23 protein-coding genes are annotated in these 19,123 nt (G+C 70.3%); 17 read left to right on the top strand and 6 right to left on the bottom strand.

Annotated features, from left to right (window positions below; all coding sequences use genetic code 11):
* Window positions 1-11: 11 nt before the first annotated feature.
* Window positions 12-677, bottom strand: a complete 666-nt coding sequence (locus ACFC0D_RS10495) for a pentapeptide repeat-containing protein (RefSeq protein ID WP_376433268.1) — start codon at window positions 675-677, stop codon at window positions 12-14.
* 98 nt (window positions 678-775) lie between these two features.
* Here ACFC0D_RS10495 and ACFC0D_RS10490 point away from each other — a divergent pair, with 98 nt between their 5' ends.
* Together ACFC0D_RS10490 and ACFC0D_RS10485 are read left to right on the top strand one after the other, a co-directional pair.
* Complete coding sequence (locus ACFC0D_RS10490) at window positions 776-1,951, top strand: NAD(P)-binding protein (protein WP_376433266.1); 1,176 nt, start codon at window positions 776-778, stop codon at window positions 1,949-1,951.
* A 51-nt stretch (window positions 1,952-2,002) separates the two neighbouring features.
* Window positions 2,003-3,001: a zinc-binding dehydrogenase gene (locus ACFC0D_RS10485; RefSeq protein WP_376433264.1), complete on the top strand. Its 999-nt coding sequence runs from the start codon at window positions 2,003-2,005 to the stop codon at window positions 2,999-3,001.
* 138 nt (window positions 3,002-3,139) lie between these two features.
* Here ACFC0D_RS10485 and ACFC0D_RS10480 read toward each other — a convergent pair whose 3' ends face one another.
* From ACFC0D_RS10480 to ACFC0D_RS10470, 3 genes are all read right to left on the bottom strand, one after another.
* A complete protein-coding gene (locus ACFC0D_RS10480; RefSeq protein WP_376433262.1) occupies window positions 3,140-3,550 on the bottom strand; it encodes a RidA family protein in 411 nt (136 codons plus the stop codon).
* A gap of 155 nt (window positions 3,551-3,705) precedes the next feature.
* Window positions 3,706-4,182, bottom strand: a complete 477-nt coding sequence (locus ACFC0D_RS10475) for a GNAT family N-acetyltransferase (protein ID WP_376433260.1) — start codon at window positions 4,180-4,182, stop codon at window positions 3,706-3,708.
* A 19-nt stretch (window positions 4,183-4,201) separates the two neighbouring features.
* Window positions 4,202-5,098 carry an aminoglycoside phosphotransferase family protein gene (locus ACFC0D_RS10470; RefSeq protein ID WP_376433258.1) on the bottom strand — a complete coding sequence of 299 codons (897 nt, stop codon included), beginning with the start codon at window positions 5,096-5,098 and terminating at the stop codon, window positions 4,202-4,204.
* Between the two features lie 132 nt (window positions 5,099-5,230).
* On the opposite strand from ACFC0D_RS10470, the gene ACFC0D_RS10465 reads away from it, so the two are divergent.
* The 3 genes from ACFC0D_RS10465 (at window position 5,231) to ACFC0D_RS10455 (ending at window position 9,433) form a co-directional block, all read left to right on the top strand.
* Window positions 5,231-6,631, top strand: coding sequence for an NAD(P)/FAD-dependent oxidoreductase (locus ACFC0D_RS10465; RefSeq protein ID WP_376433256.1), 1,401 nt, complete (start codon window positions 5,231-5,233; stop codon window positions 6,629-6,631).
* A gap of 562 nt (window positions 6,632-7,193) precedes the next feature.
* Entirely contained in the window at window positions 7,194-7,817 is a 624-nt protein-coding gene (locus ACFC0D_RS10460) for a DUF485 domain-containing protein (RefSeq protein WP_376433254.1), read from the top strand.
* A complete protein-coding gene (locus ACFC0D_RS10455) occupies window positions 7,814-9,433 on the top strand; it encodes a cation acetate symporter (RefSeq protein WP_376433252.1) in 1,620 nt (539 codons plus the stop codon). Before ACFC0D_RS10460 ends, ACFC0D_RS10455 begins: the two co-directional genes overlap by 4 nt.
* Before the next feature lie 1,922 nt (window positions 9,434-11,355).
* Here the strand turns inward: ACFC0D_RS10455 and ACFC0D_RS10450 are convergent.
* Window positions 11,356-12,048, bottom strand: a complete 693-nt coding sequence (locus tag ACFC0D_RS10450) for an HAD family hydrolase (protein WP_376433250.1) — start codon at window positions 12,046-12,048, stop codon at window positions 11,356-11,358.
* The gene (locus ACFC0D_RS10445) at window positions 12,035-12,901 is read right to left on the bottom strand and encodes a GntR family transcriptional regulator (protein WP_376433248.1); all 867 of its coding nucleotides are present in this window, start codon (window positions 12,899-12,901) and stop codon (window positions 12,035-12,037) included. Before ACFC0D_RS10445 ends, ACFC0D_RS10450 begins: the two co-directional genes overlap by 14 nt.
* 151 nt (window positions 12,902-13,052) lie before the next feature.
* Here ACFC0D_RS10445 and ACFC0D_RS10440 point away from each other — a divergent pair, with 151 nt between their 5' ends.
* From ACFC0D_RS10440 to repSA, 12 genes are all read left to right on the top strand, one after another.
* Window positions 13,053-13,385: a hypothetical protein gene (locus ACFC0D_RS10440; RefSeq protein ID WP_376433246.1), complete on the top strand. Its 333-nt coding sequence runs from the start codon at window positions 13,053-13,055 to the stop codon at window positions 13,383-13,385.
* Between the two features lie 2 nt (window positions 13,386-13,387).
* Complete coding sequence (locus ACFC0D_RS10435) at window positions 13,388-14,740, top strand: FtsK/SpoIIIE domain-containing protein (RefSeq protein WP_376433244.1); 1,353 nt, start codon at window positions 13,388-13,390, stop codon at window positions 14,738-14,740.
* An 85-nt stretch (window positions 14,741-14,825) separates the two neighbouring features.
* Window positions 14,826-15,005, top strand: a complete 180-nt coding sequence (locus ACFC0D_RS10430) for a hypothetical protein (protein ID WP_376433242.1) — start codon at window positions 14,826-14,828, stop codon at window positions 15,003-15,005.
* 22 nt (window positions 15,006-15,027) lie between these two features.
* Window positions 15,028-15,693, top strand: a complete 666-nt coding sequence (locus ACFC0D_RS10425) for a DUF2637 domain-containing protein (protein WP_376433240.1) — start codon at window positions 15,028-15,030, stop codon at window positions 15,691-15,693.
* A gap of 20 nt (window positions 15,694-15,713) precedes the next feature.
* Window positions 15,714-15,899 (top strand): mobile element transfer protein, encoded by a 186-nt coding sequence (locus ACFC0D_RS10420; protein WP_376433238.1) that lies wholly within the window; start codon window positions 15,714-15,716, stop codon window positions 15,897-15,899.
* 14 nt (window positions 15,900-15,913) lie between these two features.
* Window positions 15,914-16,219 carry a SpdD protein gene (locus ACFC0D_RS10415; protein WP_376433236.1) on the top strand — a complete coding sequence of 102 codons (306 nt, stop codon included), beginning with the start codon at window positions 15,914-15,916 and terminating at the stop codon, window positions 16,217-16,219.
* Window position 16,220: 1 nt separating this feature from the next.
* Complete coding sequence (locus tag ACFC0D_RS10410) at window positions 16,221-16,460, top strand: hypothetical protein (RefSeq protein WP_376433234.1); 240 nt, start codon at window positions 16,221-16,223, stop codon at window positions 16,458-16,460.
* 5 nt (window positions 16,461-16,465) lie between these two features.
* Window positions 16,466-17,014, top strand: a complete 549-nt coding sequence (locus ACFC0D_RS10405; protein ID WP_376433232.1) for a GGDEF domain-containing protein — start codon at window positions 16,466-16,468, stop codon at window positions 17,012-17,014.
* A 95-nt stretch (window positions 17,015-17,109) separates the two neighbouring features.
* The gene (locus tag ACFC0D_RS10400) at window positions 17,110-17,289 is read left to right on the top strand and encodes a hypothetical protein (protein ID WP_376433230.1); all 180 of its coding nucleotides are present in this window, start codon (window positions 17,110-17,112) and stop codon (window positions 17,287-17,289) included.
* Window positions 17,290-17,294: 5 nt separating this feature from the next.
* Window positions 17,295-17,537: a hypothetical protein gene (locus ACFC0D_RS10395; protein ID WP_376433228.1), complete on the top strand. Its 243-nt coding sequence runs from the start codon at window positions 17,295-17,297 to the stop codon at window positions 17,535-17,537.
* Complete coding sequence (locus ACFC0D_RS10390) at window positions 17,530-17,715, top strand: hypothetical protein (RefSeq protein ID WP_376433226.1); 186 nt, start codon at window positions 17,530-17,532, stop codon at window positions 17,713-17,715. The genes ACFC0D_RS10395 and ACFC0D_RS10390 overlap by 8 nt, the downstream gene beginning before the upstream one ends.
* A gap of 4 nt (window positions 17,716-17,719) precedes the next feature.
* Window positions 17,720-19,123 carry a replication initiator protein RepSA gene (repSA, locus tag ACFC0D_RS10385; RefSeq protein WP_376433224.1) on the top strand — a complete coding sequence of 468 codons (1,404 nt, stop codon included), beginning with the start codon at window positions 17,720-17,722 and terminating at the stop codon, window positions 19,121-19,123.

Here is a 19,123-nt window from a genome sequence, read left to right as displayed (position 1 = left end):
GCCCGGCCCCCTCAGTCCTCCACCCGCACCCCCAGCTGCGCGGCGAACACCGGCGCCAGATCCAGCAGCTGCCCCGTACTGATCACCGCGCCCGCCAGGGCGTCCACCCCGCGCGCGATCTCGAGACGCTCCACCGTCCGCAGATCGACGTCCTTCATCCGCGCCCCGCTGAAGTCCGCCCCCTTCAGCACACAGTCCCGGAACTCGACCCTCTCGAGCACCGCACTCCCGAAGTCGGGCTCGCTCAGCACACACCCCTCGAAGACGACGTCCTTCAGCTTCGCCGTCCGCAGATTCAGATAGTCGATCTTCCCTCCCCTCACCAGGACGCGCTCGAACACCGCCCCGTGCAGCTGCGTCCCACCCAGCCGCGCGTCCACGATCTCCACGTCCCGCAGCGACGCCCCCGCCAGGTCCGTGCCCACACCCCGGATCCCGCTCAGCACGGAGTCCAGGACCCGCGCCGAGGCCAGCCGTGTCTCGTCCATCGCACAGTCCCGCAGCGCACAGTCCAGGAACCGCGCCCCTCCCCCGTCCTGCCCCGCCAGATCGAGCCCCGAGAACTCCAGGCCGTCGTAGTCCCCGTCCGGATCGAGCCCCCCTTCGTACGCCTCCAGCGGCGGCAACCGCACCTCCGGCCGACGCACGACCGCCACCTTCTTCTTCGCTGTCGCCATGCGCCCATAGTGACGTGCGCCACTGACAACGCCCCCGATGTCACAGACCGGGCCCCCTCCGCCGTCCCCTGTGCAAGACCCGGACGAGGGAGCACGAGATGCAGCGGAACAGGAAGCACATCACCGTCATCGGCGGCGGATTCGCCGGACTCACCGCGGCGATCACCGCCGCCGAGGCCGGGGCCAAGGTCACCCTCCACGAGGCCCACCACACCCTCGGCGGCCGCGCCCGCACCGCCGAAGGCCCGTACAGAACCAACGAAGGCCCCCACGCCATCTACAACGGCGGCCCCCACTGGACCTGGCTCACCCAGCGCGGCCTCCTCGGCCCGCTCGCACCCGTGCCGCTGCGCGAAGCCGCCCGCTTCCGGTTCCACCGCGCCGGGGCCATGCGCCGCACCCCGCCGCTCGGCTTCCTCCGCCACTCCCTCCGTACGGCCGAAGAGGCCCCCGTCGACACCGACTTCCTCACCTGGGCCACCCGCGTCGCCGGACCCGAGGCCGCCCGTCAGGCCGCCGCGTACAGCGCGGTCGCCCTCTTCCACCACGACCCCGGCACGCTCTCCGCCCGTTTCGTGCAGGAACGCCTCCACCGTGCCGCCGCCCTGCCTCCCGAGGCGCGCTTCATCCGCGGCGGCTGGGGACAGCTGACCGACCGCATGGCAGCCCACGCATGGAACCTGGGCGTACGGATCGAGACCTCCTCCCGGCTCGACGAACTGCCGCTCGCCGACGGCCCGGTCGTCGTCGCCACCTCACTCGCCGCGGCCTCCCGGCTCCTCGGCGACCCCGGGCTGACCTGGGAGAGCGGCCGCACCGTCCTGTTCGACCTGGCTCTGCGCACCCGGGCGGGCGACCCGTACATCGTCTCCGACCTCGACGCCCCCGGCTGGATCGAGCGCTTCACCGCACAGGACCCCTCCCTCGCCCCCGCCGGCGAGCAGCTGATCCAGGCCCAGCTCCCCATCGGCCCCGGCCTCTCCAAGACCGACGGCATCGCCCACGCCGAGCGCCTGCTCGACCTCGGCTTCCCCCGCTGGCGCGAGCGCACGGTCTGGCGCCGCGAGGCCGTCTGCGCAGGCCGTACGGGAGCCCTCGACCGCCCCGGCACCACCTGGCGCGACCGGCCCGCGATCCACCGCGGCGGCGACGTCTACCTCGCGGGAGACCAGGTCGCGGCGCCCGGAGTCCTGGCCGAGGTGTCGTTCACGAGCGCCGTCGAGGCGGTGTCCCTGGCGCTGCGCACGAAGAGGCTTGACCTCAAGCACGCTTGAGGTCAGAGGCTGTCGTACGTCAACGGGAGAACATCACCAGGGGAGCCCACCATGCGCGCCATCCGCCTCCACGCCTTCGGCCCGGCCGAGAACCTCACGTACGAGGAGACTTCGGACCCCGTCCCCGGACCCGGCCAGGTCCGGATCGCGGTCACCGCGGCAGGCGTCCACCTCCTCGACACCGCCCTGCGCCTCGGGCAGACCGGCCCCTTCCCCGCCCCCGCCGAACTCCCCACGATCCCCGGCCGCGAGGTCGCCGGCACCGTGGACGCGCTCGGCGAGGGCACCGACCCGAGCTGGCTCGGCAAGCGCGTCGTCGCCCACCTGGGCATGGCCCCCGGCGGCTACGCCGAACTCGCCGTCGTCGACGCCGCCAAGCTCCACGCCCTGCCCGACACCCTCGGCGACGCCGAAGCCGTCGCCATGATCGGCACCGGCCGCACGACGCTGGGCATCCTCCAGTTCACCGAACTGGGCCCCGACTCGATCGCCGTCGTCCCGGCCGCCGCCGGCGGCATCGGCACCCTCCTCGTCCAGTACGCGAAGAACGCCGGCGCCACCGTCATCGGCCTCGCCGGCGGCCCCGCGAAGGTGGCCCTCGTACGGGAGAACGGCGCGGACCTGGCGGTCGACTACAAGCAGCCGGACTGGCCGCAGCAGGTCCGCGCCTTCCTCGGCTCCCGTACCGCCACGATCGTCTTCGACTCCGTGGGCGGCGACACCGGCCGCGCGGCCGTCGACCTCCTCGGCAAGGGCGGCGAGCACCTCGTCTTCGGCTGGTCCGGTCAGGGCGTCCACGACGGCGAGCCGCTCACCTTCACGGACGAGGAACTTGCCGCCCGAGGCATCACCTCCGAGAGCGTCCTCGGCCCGGTCATGCTCCAGAAGGCCGGCGGCGATGTCCGCAACCTCGAACTCGCCTCGCTCGCCGCGGCCACCGAAGGCACCCTCCGCCCGGCCGTCCACCGCTTCCCCCTCGCCGAAGCGGCAGCGGCGCACCACGCCCTGGAGACCCGGGGCACGACCGGCAAGGTGGTCCTGATCCCGTAGGCCCCCGAACCGGGGCGGTGGTCCCGCCCAGGCCTGCCGGGGCGGTGGTCCCGCCCAGGCAGGCCTGCGAACGGCGCGGTGTGCCTGACCCCGTGGACCCACGCGGTGGACCCACGGGGGGACGGCGGCGACGTGGACCTACGAGTCGAGAACCGCGGCGACACCCTCGATCTCGACGAGCTGATCGTTGTAACCGAGCACCGTGACCCCCATCAGCGTGCTGGGCACGTCGTGGTCGCCGAAGGCGTCCCGCACGACCTCCCAGGCCTTCACCAGATCCTCCTGCCGCGAGGACGCCACAAGGACCCGCGTACTGATGACGTCGTCCAACGACGCCCCGGCGGCGGCGAGGGCCACCCGCATGTTCTCGACGGCCTTCGCCGCCTGCCCCGCGTAGTCGCCGACCGCCGCCGTCGACCCGTCCTCGTTCAACGGACAGGCCCCGGCGAGAAACACGAGCCGGGCCTCGGCGGGCGCGGTCGCCGCATACGCGTACTCGGCCACATCGGACAGGGCGCTGGAGCGGATCAAGGTAATGGCACGGCCCACGGTCGTCACGTTCCCCTCTGACCTTCCGACCTTCTGGTCGTCACAGAAGCGACCATCCTGCCAGCGCCCCCGAAGCCCTCGCCTCCCCTTATTCACCGCCGCTGCTCACTGCAGCCGTTCACCGCCGCCGTTCACCCCCGCTGTCACGGCCGCTGTCACCCCCGCGCACCCAGCTCCGCGAGCGCCTCGTCCGTCAGCCGGTACACCGTCCACTCGTCCTGCGGCCTCGCCCCCAGCGACTCGTAGAAGTCGATCGACGGGGTGTTCCAGTTCAGGACCGACCACTCCAGGCGCTCGTACCCCCGCTCCGCACAGATCCGCGCCAACTCCCGCAGCAGCGCCTTCCCGTGCCCGCCGCCCCGGCTCGTCGGCCGCACGTACAGGTCCTCCAGGTAGATCCCGTGGACCCCGCGCCACGTCGAGAAGTTCAGGAACCACAGCGCGAAGCCCACCACCTCGCCCTCGTCCGTCTCCGCGATGTGAGCGAACGCCGCCGGGCGTTCCCCGAACAACGCCTCGCGCAGCTGCTCCTCCGTCGCGCGGGCCTCCTCCAGCGCCTTCTCGTACGCGGCGAGCTCACGGACCATCGCGTGGATCACAGGGACATCGGCAGGTGTGGCGGTACGAATCATGCGCCCAGCCTGCACCGGATCAGCCCGCGCGGGCCAGCAGCGCCCGAGCGATGAGCACCTGCTCCTCGTCCAGCGCGGGCTCCCCGTCCTCCACGTCCCACAACCCGTTCTGCAGCACCCGCCCGAACGTCCACGCAGCCGCCCGGCCCCGGTCGAGCCCCAGCGCCTCCGTCAGCAGATCGAAACGCCACAGCGTCTCCGCCGGATCCGGATCGAACGCGCTCGTCAACGCCGGCAGCAGATCGAACCCCGGATCCCCCGCCAACGGCTTCGGATCGATCGCCAGCCACGGCTCCCGCTCCCCCGCCAGGATGTTGTCGACGTGCAGATCCCAGTGGAGCAGGCGATCCCCCGGCTCCCCCACCACTTCCCGCACCGCCGCCGCACAGTCCCGGAGCAGCCGCGCGTCCGACTCACCAAGCTGCCCCGCCGCCTCCGGTACGGCCTCCAGCATCGCGGCCGCGATGTCCCCCAGCCCCCGCAGCCCCTCCGGCGCCGGGACCGCCACCAGCCGTGCCAGCAGATCCGCCAGTATCCGCGTCGCCTCCCGCGTGTCCTCCAGCGCCGACAGATGCCGGCCCTCGTCCAGTCGCTCGAGCAACAGCGTCCCCGTCGCCGGATCATCCGCCAGCAGGCGTACGGATCCCCTGCCGTCCCACACCCGCAGCCCGACCGCCTCGCCCGCACTCTCCTCGTCCAGGAGCTGCATCTTCAGCGCCGCGCGCGCACCGTCCGCGCCCCGCGTCACGGGCAGCACGAGCGACGCCATCCCGTACATCGAAGGCCCGGTCACCCGCAGCCCCCACCGGTCCAGGAACTCCTCCGCCCGCGCAGGCAGAGCCGCGACGAACGCCCGCCCCGCCGCGCCGTTGTACTTCGCCTGCGAGGCCACCAACTCCGCCGGAATCTCGATCACATGGCGACGCTATACACCCACAACCCGCCGCACACCTGAAAAACGGCCGCCACACACCCCACCCCGACCAGCCCGCCGAAAGACCCGGATCCGAAGGCCGAAGGCCCCCGCCCATCCAGTACCCTCCCGCCCATGGTCAGCAGGAGCAGCACGGTCAACGGCGGCATCTCGTTCTGGTACGCCCAGGAAGGCACCCCCGCCCCCCGCGAGCCTCTGCCCGGGGACGCCACCGCCGACGTCTGCATCGTCGGCGGCGGATACACCGGCCTGTGGACGGCGTACTACCTCAAGAAGGCCGTCCCCTTCCTCAACATCACGGTCCTCGAAGCCAAGTTCTGCGGCTACGGAGCGTCCGGACGCAACGGCGGCTGGCTCTACAACGGCATCGCGGGCCGCGACCGCTACGCCAAGATCCACGGCCACGAAGCAGCCGTCCGCCTCCAGCAGGCCATGAACGCCACCGTCGCCGAGGTCATCGGCGTCTGCGAAGCCGAGAAGATCGACGCCGACATCCACCGCGGCGGCGTCCTCGAAATCGCCCACTCCCCCGCCCAGCTCGCGCGCCTCAAGGCCTTCCACTCCGTCGAACTCGCCTTCGGCGAAACGGACCGGGAGCTCTACGGCGCCCGCGAAACCGCCGACCGCATCCGCGTCACCGGCGCAGTCGGCTCGAGCTGGACCCCCCACGGAGCCCGCCTCCACCCCGTGAAGCTGGTCAAGGGCCTCGCGGCGGCCGTCGAAGCACTCGGCGTCACGATCCACGAATCGACCCCCGTCACCGAGATCAGGCCGAAGCACGCCATCACCCCGTACGGCACCGTCCGTGCGCCGTACATCCTCCGGTGCACCGAAGGCTTCACCGCCTCCCTCACCGGCCAGCGCCGCACCTGGCTCCCCATGAACTCGTCCATGATCGCCACCGAGCCCCTCACCGACGCCCAATGGGAAAGCATCGGCTGGAACGGCCTCGAAACCCTCGGCGACATGGCCCACGCCTACATGTACGCCCAACGCACCGCCGACGGCCGCATCGCCCTCGGCGGCCGCGGCGTCCCCTACCGCTACGGCTCCAAGACCGACAACGACGGCCGCACCCAGCCCCAGACGATCGAGGCCCTCCGCGAGATCCTCATCCGCTTCTTCCCCTCCCTCGCCGGCCTCGGCATCGCCCACGCCTGGTCCGGTGTCCTCGGCGTCCCCCGCGACTGGTGCGCCACCGTCACCCTCGACCGCTCCACCGGCCTCGGCTGGGCCGGCGGCTACGTCGGCTCAGGCGTCACCACGACGAACCTCGCCGCCCGCACCCTCCGCGACCTGATCCAACAGGACTCCGGCCAGTCGGGCCCCACGGACCTGACCACCCTCCCCTGGGTCGACCACAAGGTCCGCAAATGGGAACCGGAACCCCTCCGCTGGCTCGGCGTCCAGGCGATGTACGCGGCCTACCGCACGGCGGACCACCAGGAATCCACCACTCACACGGCGGAGACGTCCCGCATCGCAACGATCGCCGACCGCCTCTCCGGCCGCTGACCCCACCCAAACCCGGCAGGGTCAGGCACTGCCCTGAGACCGTCGGCCCGGCAAGGCGAGGCGAGGAACGTTTCGCCGTCGGTACGGGCGCGAGCGACGGGAACTCCCGGTGATCCGTCGCCCGATCGCCCGTCTTTGCAGCACCGGGATGGCAGCCGGCACGACGATTCGCCCAGCCACGCCCGCCTCCCCGGCAGTGAGGCCTCCCTGCCATCGGCCGCGGGCCGGGCCGGGCCGATCCGGGCCGGGCCGATCCGGGCCGGGCCGGGGGCAGCCGAGGGCATCCACCCGACCACATCGTCGGCCCGCCCGGCGCATTCGCCGAACCGGTCGTGCCGAGCGGCCTGCCCGGCCCCCGGGGCGGCCCGAGACTCACCCGTGACCTGCGGCAAGATCCACGACGGGGTTACCGCGGGTTCCGTCGCCGCGCGCACAGGATCGTCACCGAACCGACATACCGAGCGGTCGGAAACCCCCTTACGCAGGGGCCATACCCATGAGTAACGTACGCGGACCACCAGCGCCACCCGCCCGTTCCCCGGGGCGGCAAGGAGCAAGATCGATGTCGTACCACCAGCCTTTCCCCGGTCCACCGCCCGTACCCCAGCACCGGAATGCCGGGCGGCACCGCCAAGAGGCGGCGTCGCAGTCCTGGGAGGGTGGATCGCCGTCCTGGGACACCGATCCACAGGCAGCCTGGGACCCGTCCCCGCGAGCGTGGGACTCCTCGCCGCAGGGCTGGGACTCCGCGCAGCAGGGCTGGGACTCCGCGCAGCAGCCCTGGGACGCGTCCCCGCAGCCGCAACCGCCCGCCGCCACCGACGATCGTGATGATCTGCACCGGCTCGGATCGGCCTACCGCAGGCTCCGCCGCGTCGCCACCTTCACCGCGCTCGGCTACTTCGTCATCTTCCTTTTCCTGTCCGGCTACGCCCCCTCGGTGATGACCGGCAACATCACCGGTGGTCTCACCACCGGTCTGGTCCTGGGGCTCCTCCAGCTGCCCGTGGCGCTGGCTGCGATCGCGCTGTACGAGCGGATCGCGCGCAAGCGCGTCGACCCGCTCGCCGCGGCGATCCGCGAACGCGCCGAGCAGGCGGCCGCGGCAGCCGCGCCCCGGCCAGAACGCCAGGGCCGCTCCGGGCGTCCCGTGTGGCAGCAGCCCACCGGAGGTGCGCGCGCATGACCAGCTTCAGCTCCGAGGCCCAGACCATGTCGCTGATGGCGTTCATCGCGGTCATCACTGTCACGCTGCTGCTGTGCGTGATGACCGGCCCCGACCGTGACGACCTGGGCGATTTCTACACCGGCTACCGCTCGCTCTCCCCCGTGCAGAGCGGCCTCGCGATCGCCGGCGACTACATCTCCGCCGGCACCGTACTCGGCACCATCGGCATCATCGCGCTCGTCGGCTACGACGGCGTCACGCTCGCCCTGAGCACCGTGCTCTCGCTGGTCCTGATGATGTTCCTGCTCGCCGAACCGCTGCGCAACGCCGGCCGGTTCACGATCGGCGACGTCTTCACCCGGCGTCTCCCCGGCCCCGCCGTGCGGATCACCACGGCCGCGGTCACCCTGACCGCACTGCTGCCGCTGGTGATCTTCCAGCTCGCGGGCGCCGGCGATCTCCTCTCCGTCGTCCTCGGCTTCGACGCCGACGGCTTCAAGACCGGCGCGATCGTGTTCCTGGGCCTGCTGATGATCGCGTACGCGGCGATCGGCGGCATGAAGGGCACCGCCTTCATCCAGATCGTCAAGACCGTCGTCCTGCTCGGCGCGTCCCTCGCGATCGCCGCGCTCATCCTCAACCGCTTCGACTTCAGCCTGCCCTCCCTGCTGGACGCCGCCAAGCGCGGCAGCGGGGCGGGAGACGCCTATCTCGCCTCCGGTCTGCAGTTCGGCGGCAACGAACTCGACATGATCAGCACTCAGTTGACGGTCGTGCTCGGCGCCGCGGTGCTGCCGCAGATCACCATGCGCATGTTCACCGCGCGCAGCGCGGCAGCCGTGCGGCGCTCGATGTCCTGGGCCGTGTCGACCGTCGTCGTGACCTGTCTGCTGATCGCCGTCATCGGCTTCGGCGCGGCGGCGATCGTCGGCCACCAGGGGATCGTCGCCGGCGACCCGCAGGGCAAGACAGCGTTCCTCATGGTCAGCCAGGCCGTCATGGGCACGGACCAGACGGCCGTCGAGACACTGCTGTTCACGGCCGTGGCGACAGCCATCTTCCTCACCCTGCTGGCCTCGGTCGCCGGGATCACCCTCGCCTGCGCCAACACCCTGGCGCACGATCTCATCACGCACGGGCTGCGCCGCAAGGCGCAACTGAAGGGCTCCACGGAGATGGCCATCGCCCGGACCGCCGCGGCGGGCGTCGGGCTCGTGGCGATCGCGATCGCCGCCGGCGCACGGCATCTGAACCTTCAGGCACTGCTCACCCTGTCGTTCTGCATCGGCGCGTCCGCGGTCGCACCGGCCCTCATCTACAGCCTCTTCTGGCGCCGCTACTCCCGTACGGGACTGCTCTGCACCCTCATCGTGGGCAGCGCCTCCGCGTTCATCCTCATGACCGGCAGCAACCTGGTGTCCGGATCGCCCCAGGCGATCTTCCCGGACCAGGACTTCAACTGGTTCCCGTTCACCACGTCGGGCATCCTCTCGGCCCCGCTGGGCTTCCTCGCGGGCTGGCTCGGCACGGTGCTCCGCGAACGCGACCCGGCCGACCAGCGCATGCGGTACGAAGCGGTGGAGGAGACGATCCTGGCCGGCACACCCACGGCGAACAGCGCCTCCGCGCCCTGACGCGCCCGCCCCGACGAAAGGGCGCCCGGCCAGGCCCGACCGTCCTCAACCACCGCCGTTGATGTCACCCGTGGATGCCGAAGACCCCCAACCATGATCGGTTGGGGGTCTTCGCGTGTCCTACCTGGAGCCCCCTGTCGGGTTCGAACCGACGACCCCCGCTTTACAAGAGAGGGAAGGCGGGGCTGGGCCTGACCTGCGCCGTTGTGCCTAAAGCTGATCCGCGGCTCGGGGCCCGCCAACGCCCCTCGTTCCCCCTTGCTCCCCGCACGATCTGGCACGGATGTGGCACGCGGCAATGGAGCCGCCGGCCATACGCACCTTTGACCCGTAGCTCTGCAGACATCGCTCCCGCCCCCGCCATTGATGCTGCTCCGCAGTCCGGAGGCGGTTCGGACTGGGACAAGTCGGCGTGCAGGCGCTCGTGAAGCAGCTTGCGGACCACGCCCTGAGAATGACCCAACAGGTTGCCCAGGTCGACACTCTGCCCCGGCACAGAATGACAGCCGCTCCCAACCCTGTGGCGGCTACAGGTGTGCTGTCTCCATGGCGTTGGTTCACGCGGAAGCGGCGGCACGGCGTCCGCTGCCCTCAGCAAAGACGGCGGGTCGGTGCCGTCCGGGTGTCACCGCGGGAATTCTGACTACCGAGGCGCAGAAGTGTACAAACATTGCGTTTCGCCGACGCGTACGTCTTCGGAGAGTGACGGATTTCGACGACCCGCCGCTGGGCGCCGGAGCCGTGTTCATCGAGCGATCACATGCACGTTTATGGGCTACTTGCATTGGCCATTATGACATTTCTCTCCAGGTGGACAGGTAATGCCCTGACAGGGATTCGTTACACATTTACCGTTCTTACAGGTTGTGCCGGGTGGGCAGGTGATGCCCTGGCATTTTTGGTTCTTCACGGCAAGCAACACTGACGTGCCGGGATCCTGGGGGCACGGCCCGGGTTGCGTGGACTGCTGTTGAACGGAGGGTTTTGGCGCCTGGGTTGGGCCATCGCCTGACTGGGCGGCCACCAAACCTAGTGGGGCCATGAGGAGGATGAGTGCGGAGGCGAGTGCAGATCTGTGAAACATAAAGACCTCCCGCTCTGGTTTCCCACTTATCCAGTCTGCGCCGCTCAACGGTGGAATTCAAGGAGCCCCCTAAAGGTCACCTATTCAACCATGCATTACCTGCACCGTCATGCGCGACTTGGAGGAGCGGAATGCGCCAGAGGCGGGCGTACAAAGGCGCTGGCTATCACACCACCACCTCGCGCAGTTCCCTTGACAAGCCTCTGGACGTGCGGCCTCCGGCAAAGGGTGGCCTGATAGGCACCAGCGGCATCGGCCGATGAGGAGACACATCAAGACGCTTTGAACCCGTTAGCGCCTGGTACCGAACTCGCTGAGGTCGATGGAGCGGCTTCGAGCTGGAGCTGTCACGAGTCACTGATCCGCCGGCCTTGCCCACCTCTCACCCCAACTCCCATCCCGTCTGCCGTCGGCCCACACACCGTGGAGCGGGCGCGGTGCCGGGCGTCCAGGTGGAGCGCGCCACTGTACGAACGACCTGGACGCCCGGTGCCGTGTCTGCTCGGCTTGTCCTGGGTCGATGGCAGACGGGATGGGAGTTCCCCACCGACACACCCCACCGGCCGGCACCCGCGTACGGCGCCCCCGCCATCCCGGAGCCTGAGGCCCCGCCGGAGGCAGGTCGGTGACAGATGGAACCGCGGGCCGTTGGGGCTCGACTCATGCCCTTGGGCCTATCCCGTCTTGCAGGGGCGGGCGTCGGCGCAGCGGGGGCGGAGCGGGCCGAAGGCAGGAGCGTCGCCCCGAGCGGAGCCGGGAAGCCCGCCCGGCGGAGCGGAGCGCAGCCGGGTGCTTGATGAGGTAGAGAAACCTGTAACAGCTCCCCTTTGATCCTCGGCTACGCCGTGGTGAGTGCGTCGGCGATGGCCTGCATGTCGTCGGTGATTGCGTCGGCTTGCGCTTCGGCGAACAGGTCGGCCTTGTGGGGCTTGTTGGCGTAGCCGATCACCGTTGTCCCGGCGGCGTGAGCGGCCTGGATGTCCGTGAGCGAGTCACCGATCAGCGTGCAGTTCGTGACGTCCATGTGCATCCGCTCGGCCGCCGTGATGAGCGGGAACGGGTTCGGCTTCATCAGGTTCGGCTGCCCCGTGGGGCGACCGACGATCTTCGGGACGTAATCCCCCAAGCCATGCAACTCCACGAAGCGTTGAACACACTCGGCAGAGTTGTTGCTCACCACCGCAACCGCCCTTCCTGAAGCGTGCGCGGCCCGGAGGGCTTCTACTGCCCCTGGCGTCGGGGGGCCGGCCACTGCGACAGCTTCGACCTCGGCGGCCGTCAGCGCTCGCTCGACCTCCTGGGCGACATCGGCACTCGCCTCATGAGCGATGCGCAGGACCTCGATCGGGTCGTCGGTCTCGGCGGCCTTCGCGCCCGCGGCTGCGTCCTGGGACGAGAGCAGCGCTGTGAGTTGCTTGGCGACCTCGTGGGCGGGCAGTCCGGCGAACACGTCGCACACTGGTCCGTCGAAGTCGAAGAAGATGACTCGCGCGTTCGCCAGGACCGCCGGGAGCTGGTCATCGTGCGTCAAGGTCGAAGTCCCTTCCGATGGTCTCCCAGACGCTGTCGAACCACATGCGGGCCTGCTGCACCTGCTGGGCTCCGCTGGAGGACTCGCCGTCGTTGATCGAGTGGTGGAAGAGCGTGGTGTCCTTGCCGACCAGGTCGTAGATCTCGATGGTCTCGCCCTGGGCGACGACCTTGTTGGGGCGGATCGGGTAGTACCCGAAGAACGCGTCCTCGTTGTTGACCACGTACAGCTTGAAGAACTGCGTGCCGCTGTGAACGCGGACGTCGATCCTGGTCTCGGCCACCAGCCCGAGGTGTTCCAACTCGGCGATGGCGTCCCGGATACTGCGGGTGTAGCTGACCATGATGTCGTGCATTCGGTCGCGGAGCCGCTTGTCGTCGGCCCCGTCCTCCATGCGTACGGGCGCGGCCTGTGGCACGGCCATGTCCGGGACGAGTATCCGCATGGTGATGCTCGACGGGGTGAGCCTGCCGACCCGGATCTTGTCGAGCGGTTCCTGAAGCGCGCCGTGCAGGGTCTCGCTGGAGAACCCGGCGAAGTCGATGGTCACCTGATCCTTGGCGAAAGCCTGCTCGACGTACGGCCGCAGCCCCGCCGGCCTCTCGGTCCGGTTGCGGACATAGACGCCGCTGCCCTTGCGGGAGACCACGAGTCCCTCGTCTTCGAGGTCGCGCAGTGCGCGCTGAATCGTCGCCCGGGCGAACCCGTAAAGCTCCGTCAGTTTCGCGTGGGACGGGAGCTTCTCACCAGGGCCGAGCCGCCTCGTTCGGATGGCAGCGCTGAGGCTGCTGGCCACCTGCTCGTAGGGGGCTCGGTCGTCGTCGGGGTCTAGCGGCTCGGGGACGAAGGTCATGGGTCGATGGTAAGCGACTCCCCTGAGGCAGGACAGTCATGCCAGTCATGTTGTTGACATGGCTAGCCAGGTCTCTTACCTTCGAGATGTGACCAACCGGGATAGCCAAGTTGGTCATCTAGTCCCTCCCTGTCATCTCCAAGGAGAAACCATGCCGTCGTTCAAGATCGATCTTTCGACCGCTGTGGTGTTCGTTGCGACTCCGCCGACGCCGAAGCTCAAGAACAAGCAGACCGGTGAACGTTCCATGGACCACGAGACCGGTGCGGGGCTGTCCACGGTGGGTCTGCTGATCTCGGACGAGGGCGAGGGCAACCTCTTCCAGGTGACCGTCCCCGAGACGGGCCTGCCGGAGGGTCTGACGCCCGGGTCTCCGGTTTCGGTGATCGGGCTCAAGGCCCGGGACTGGGAGAACGTGATCAACGGCAAGGAGCGGCACGGGATCTCGTTCCGCGCCGTCGCGGTCACGCCGCTGGGGGCCTGACCATGTCGGACGTTTCGACGTTATGGGAGGTCGGTCTCCCGCTCGCCACTGCTGGTGCCGGTGGCCTCGGGTACGCGAAGGTCCGTGCTCCGCGCGTGTTCTGGTCGCTGGTCGGACTGCCGGTCACGCAGGTGCGGTTCGCGATGACGTACCGCTCGACGATGGACGTGTGCGGGCTGACGGTGCAGCCCTCCCGCTTCCGCGCCTTCCTCGTGCGCAATGTCGCTCGCCGCAGCGACGTCCAGCCCGTTCCGCCGAAGATCCGTCGCGTGCGGGGTTCCTCGACCGGGATGCGGGTCACGCTCCGTCTCCCGGCCGGTCTTGAGCCCGCCGACGTGGTCGCGGCCTCCGAGCGGCTGCGGCACGCCTGGGGTGTCCACTCCGTCAACGTGGTGGAGACCAAACCGGGGTTCGTCGAGCTGAGGATGACCGGCTACGACGTACTTCGGCGGGTGAAGATGCCGCGCCGTGTCCCCTCCGGGCCGATGACGGTCCCGGTCGCACTCCGGGAAGACGGCACGGCGTTCGTCCGGGACTACCTGAAGGTCCCTCACGCGCTGACGCTCGGCGCCAACCAGTCGGGCAAGTCCATGTACCAGCGCAACCTCGTCGCCGGTCTCGCCAGGCTCCGGGTCGCCCTGGTCGGGATCGACTGCAAGCGCGGCGTCGAGCAGCGCGGATACGCACCCCGCTTGTCGGCTCTCGCGATCACGCCCCAGGAAGCGTCAGGACTCCTCGACGCCCTGGTGGACGAGATGGAAGACCGCTTCGACCTGCTCAGCGAGTACGGCGTCGCCGATGTATGGGCTCTGCCCGAGCAGGTGCGGCCGGTACCGGTCGTGCTCCTGGTGGACGAGGTCGCGGAGCTGTTCCTCATCACGGGGAAGAAGGACGAGGAACGCCGGGACCGGATGGTCACCCAGATGATCCGCCTCGGGCAGCTGGCCCGCGCGGCCGGCATCTTCCTGGAGGTCTGCGGACAGCGGTTCGGCTCCGATCTCGGCAAGGGTGCCACCACGCTGCGCGCTCAGCTCACGGGCCGTGTCGTCCATCGGGTCAACGACAAGCAGACCGCGGACATGGGCTTGGGCGACATCGCCCCCGATGCGGTCGTGGCCGTGACGGCGATCCCGCCCGATCAGCCCGGCGTCGCAGTGGCTGGCGACTCCTCCGGCGGCTGGTCCCGCATCCGTACACCCGAGTTGAGCGCGGCCGACGCTGCCGCGACCTGTGCCCAGTACGCGCACCTGACGCCGGATCTCCCGGCCCTCGCTCCGTACCGGCCGGTGATCCCCACCCCCGCCGGGTCCGCTGAGCCCATCCCGCTGGTGAAGCCGATCCCCGCGACGGACTAGCACCTCTTTCCCACTCGGTCGGCGCGACCGTCTCGCGCCAGCTCCCTACCCCACCCATGCCTGAAACCGGAAAGGAGCACGCCCCATGCACCGCGCCAACCAGGCAGCGATCCGCAATGTCCAGCGAGCCATCGCTGCTCGCGACTTCACGACGGCGCTCAGCATCGCTCGGGCCGCCTACCGCGCAGCACCGGATGACGCCGCACGTGCGGAGCTTCTGCTCTTCCTCGGCCCCCGCGCCGCCAGCACGCCCAACGACCAATGACCGCCCAAGGGAGGTGAAGACCATGGCGCGCTCTATCCGCCTCGACGCCGTTCTCGTCCAGGCCGTCATCGCCGGAGCCCTGTCCTTCTCCCACCTGCACGACCTGGCGCAGGCCGCCGGACAGGACGGCTGGAAAGCATGGGCCTACCCCGTCAGCGTCGACCTGCTGCTGGTAGCCGCCTGGCGCCGGATGCGCACCGACGGGGCCAACCGCGACGCCTGGCTCTGGTTCGCCATCGCCCTTGTCGCCTCACTCGGTGCCAACGTCGCCACCGCCGGAATGCTCGACATGCAGGACGTCCCGGACTGGCTGCGCATCCTGGTCGCCGGATGGCCCGCCCTCGCGTTCCTCGGCGGCACCCTCCTCGCCCACGCACACACCCCAGCTCCAGAGCCGAACCCGGAGCCGGAGCCCGCCGAGGAACCCGTACCGGATCTGACAGTGGAACGCGCCCCTGAACTGGCGCCCGAGCTCCCGCCGGCCGATTCGGGACCGCAGGAAACAGCGCCGGAGCCTGCCGCATTGGCGCCCGCCGTGCCGGTTCCGCCCGCGCTGCTCGACCACGCCCGGAAGATCGCGGACGCCCACCACGCCCAGACAGGCGCCCCGATCGATTCCGAGACCCTGCGCAGCCGCCTCGGCGTCCCATCCGCCCTGGCGGACTCGATCGCCCTCCAACTCGCCTGATCCGAAAGGAGACAGACCCCGTGCGCCCGAACCGCTTCTACAACGTCGCCCGCTTCGGCCCGGTCCGCGTCGGCACCCACCACGACGGCCGCGGCCGCACCAAGCACACCGCCGTGTGCTCCGCCCCCGGCTGCGACTTCTCCGCCGACTACTTCACCCGCGCTTCCGCCGAACTCGCCGCCCGCACCCACCGCTGCAAGGCCTGAGAGGAGACCCGCCCGTGTTCACCCCGAAGTACCCCACCCCGGACACCTACACCCCGGCCCAGCACCCCGCCCCCGACCAGTCGACCGCCCTCACCCCGACCGCTCCCGCGCACGCCCCGGTGCCGGTCGCCCCGGCCCGTACGACGGTTCAGCTCACCCCCGGCAGCGCGATTGCCCTCGCCGCCGGCGGCGGTGCGGTGGTCCTGGTCGTCGGCGCCGTCCTGGTCTCGATGCTCCTCGCCGTCGCCATCACCGCCGTCTCTGTCGCCGTGTGCGCCGTCGTCCTGAAGTCCCTGCTCAACCAGGAAAGGAACCGCTGACATGGGCCTCTTCAGCCGCAAGTCCGAGAGCACGCCGTCGAACCCGCAGATGGCCGAGATGGGCCGCGAGTTCGCCATCGCCCGCCGCCACGGCGACCGCAAGACCATGCGCCGCATCGGCCGCGAGTACACCGACACCGCCACCAGCGACGCCGACGCCGCCTCGTTCCAGCAGGGCCAGGACGCCTACGACGCCATCCCGCCCATCAAGCCCGCCCGCAACCGGCGCCGGGGCCGGTGACCGCCATGGACACCTACACGATCGCGGCCGCCGGGTTACCGGCTCTCGGTTGGGCCCTGCACGGTGGAATGCTCTGGCGCCGCCTGGCCACCGCCCGCCGAGACCCCCTGACCGGCCTGCACACCCGCGCCGGATGGACCGCCCGCGCCGAACGTCTCATCGCCAAGCAGCACCCGGGTGCGCTCGTGCTCCTGGTCGACCTGGACGACTTCAAGGCCATCAACGACACCCACGGCCACGCCGCCGGCGACGCGGTCCTCACCGCCACTGCCCAACGGCTGAGCAACTGGTGCGGACACCACGGCATCGCCGCCCGCCTCGGCGGAGACGAGTTCGCAGCCATCATCACCAACCTCGGCGCCGCCAACCTCTTCGACCTCTGGTCCGCACTGGACCAGCCGGTCACCCACAACGGCCACGTCATCCCGGTCTCGGCCTCGGTCGGCCACTGCGCCCCCGACCACCTGCCGGTCCCGACCCTCACCGACGCCCTGTCCGCCGCCGACGCGTCGATGTACGCGGCCAAGGGCCACGGCAGGCGCAACACACACTGAGCGGCCCCCGGAGCGGCCTCGGTCGCCAAACTTCCGCCGCCCCGGGCGCCTGAACCCCATCCCAGATCCAAAGGACCCGAAAGGGAGAGCTCATCATGCCCCAGATCACCCAGCCCCGACGTGTGTGCCGCGACTGCGACGGCTTCGCCACCGCCACCATCACCACCGGCCTGAAGACCGCCGACGGCACACGGGACACGATCCCCGTCCACTGCCCCACCTGCCGCGGACTCGGCCACAACGTCCCCGCCGGCCTCGCCCGCGCCGGGCGGTGACCGCCATGAACAACCTCTCCGTCTCCGGTCACATCAAGGCGGACACCAGCTTCCGCGTCACGCCGTTCCCCGACAGCTCTCGCCCCTTCGTCAGCCTCCGCATCGAGGGCGACGCCATCGAAATCGCGCTCCTCTCCTCGCCCGGATCGGCCAACGCCCTGCGAACCCTTGCCGCCGCCGCGACCGAGGCCGCCGCCACCCTCGACACCCTCACCGCCAACGCTGCCGAGGTGACCCGCCGTGGCTGATCTCGCCCCCACCCCGGACCGCCCCGGCCTGCACGTCAGCAAGCCCTCCCCGTCCGAGCCCGCCACGGGCTCCGCCGCCTGCCACTGCGGCGCCACTTCTTCCGCCAGGGGAGACGCGCAGGTTGCGGCCCTCGTCGCTGGTTGGAACGCCCACCACGGTCCCGCGCACAAGGAGTGACTACGTGATCGACACCGCCACTGCGGCGGGCCTGGACCCGGCCACCCTGAGCGACGTGCTCCGGGTGGCCGGGTCCCCCGGCTTCGACCGCCTCACCGAGCAGATCCGCCGCACCGGAGGATGCGCCGCCCCCATCCGCATCTCCGGCGGGTCCAAGCTCCTTGACCCGGCCACGAAGACCGTTCTTCACGCCTACAACACCGACACCGAACCCGGTGGAGTCCTGCGGGTCGCCTGCGGCAACCGGCGGGCCTCCCGCTGCCCCGCCTGTGCCTGGACCTACGCAGGGGACACCTACCACCTGATCCGCGCCGGACTCGTCGGCAACCCGGACAAGGGCACCCCCGAGACGATCCGCGACCACCCCCGCGTCTTCGCCACGCTCACCGCCCCGTCCTTCGGCCCCGTCCACAACCGGCCCGGAACCCGGCCATGCCGCTGCGGGACGCACCACCAGGAGGACGCACCCGAACTCGGCACCCCGCTCGACCCCGAGACGTACGACTACGTCGGGGCGGTGCTGTGGAACAACCACGCCTCCGAGCTGTGGCGCTACTTCACGATCTACCTCCGCCGCGAGATCGCCGCCCGCGCCGGCCTCACACAGAAGGCCGCCCGCGAGCTGTCCCGCGTCTCGTTCGGCAAGGTCGCCGAGTACCAGAAGCGCGGCGCCGTCCACTTCCACGCCGTGATCCGCTTCGACGGGCCGGGCGGCGCTGATACCCCGCCCCCGGCCTGGGCCACCCTCGACCTCCTCACGGATGCCATCCGGGCCGCCGCCGCCCGCGTCCACGTCACCGTGCCCGCCGCCCCCGAGTACGGCGTGGACCAGGACGTGGAGCTGGCATGGGGCAGTCAGCTCGACGTCCAGCCCATCGGAGCCTTCGGCCAGGGCGAAGACCTCACCGAACAGGCGGTCGCTGCCTACGTCGCCAAGTACGCCACCAAGGCCGCCGAAGCGACAGGGTCCGTGGACCACCGGGTGGGCAACAAGGAAGCTCTGATCCTCCTCGACATCCCCGACCACCCCCGGCGCCTCATGGAAGCCTGCATGGACCTCGACCCGGCCTACCCCGACCGACGCCTGCGGGCCTGGGCCCACATGCTCGGCTTCCGCGGCCACTTCTCCACCAAATCCCGCCGCTACTCCACCACCCTCGGCGCCTTGCGCCAGGTCCGCGCCGACTACCGCGCCGCCCAACAACGCGCATCCCTCGGCCTGCCCGACCCCGACGAACATCCGGAAGCAACCGTCCTCGTCGTCGCCCACTGGACCTACGCCGGACACGGCTCGACACCCGGTGAGTCCTGGCTCGCCGCCAACATCCGCCGCGACGTCCAACACAACCGCGAACACGCCCGCGAACTCCGCGCCGAGCTCGATGCGTCCATTGATGAGGAGTGGTGA

This window comes from Streptomyces sp. NPDC056222 (genome assembly GCF_042264065.1).
Taxonomy (GTDB): domain Bacteria; phylum Actinomycetota; class Actinomycetes; order Streptomycetales; family Streptomycetaceae; genus Streptomyces.
Note: the sequence above shows the minus strand (reverse complement) of the source record. Positions and strands in the feature narration are given on the sequence as shown.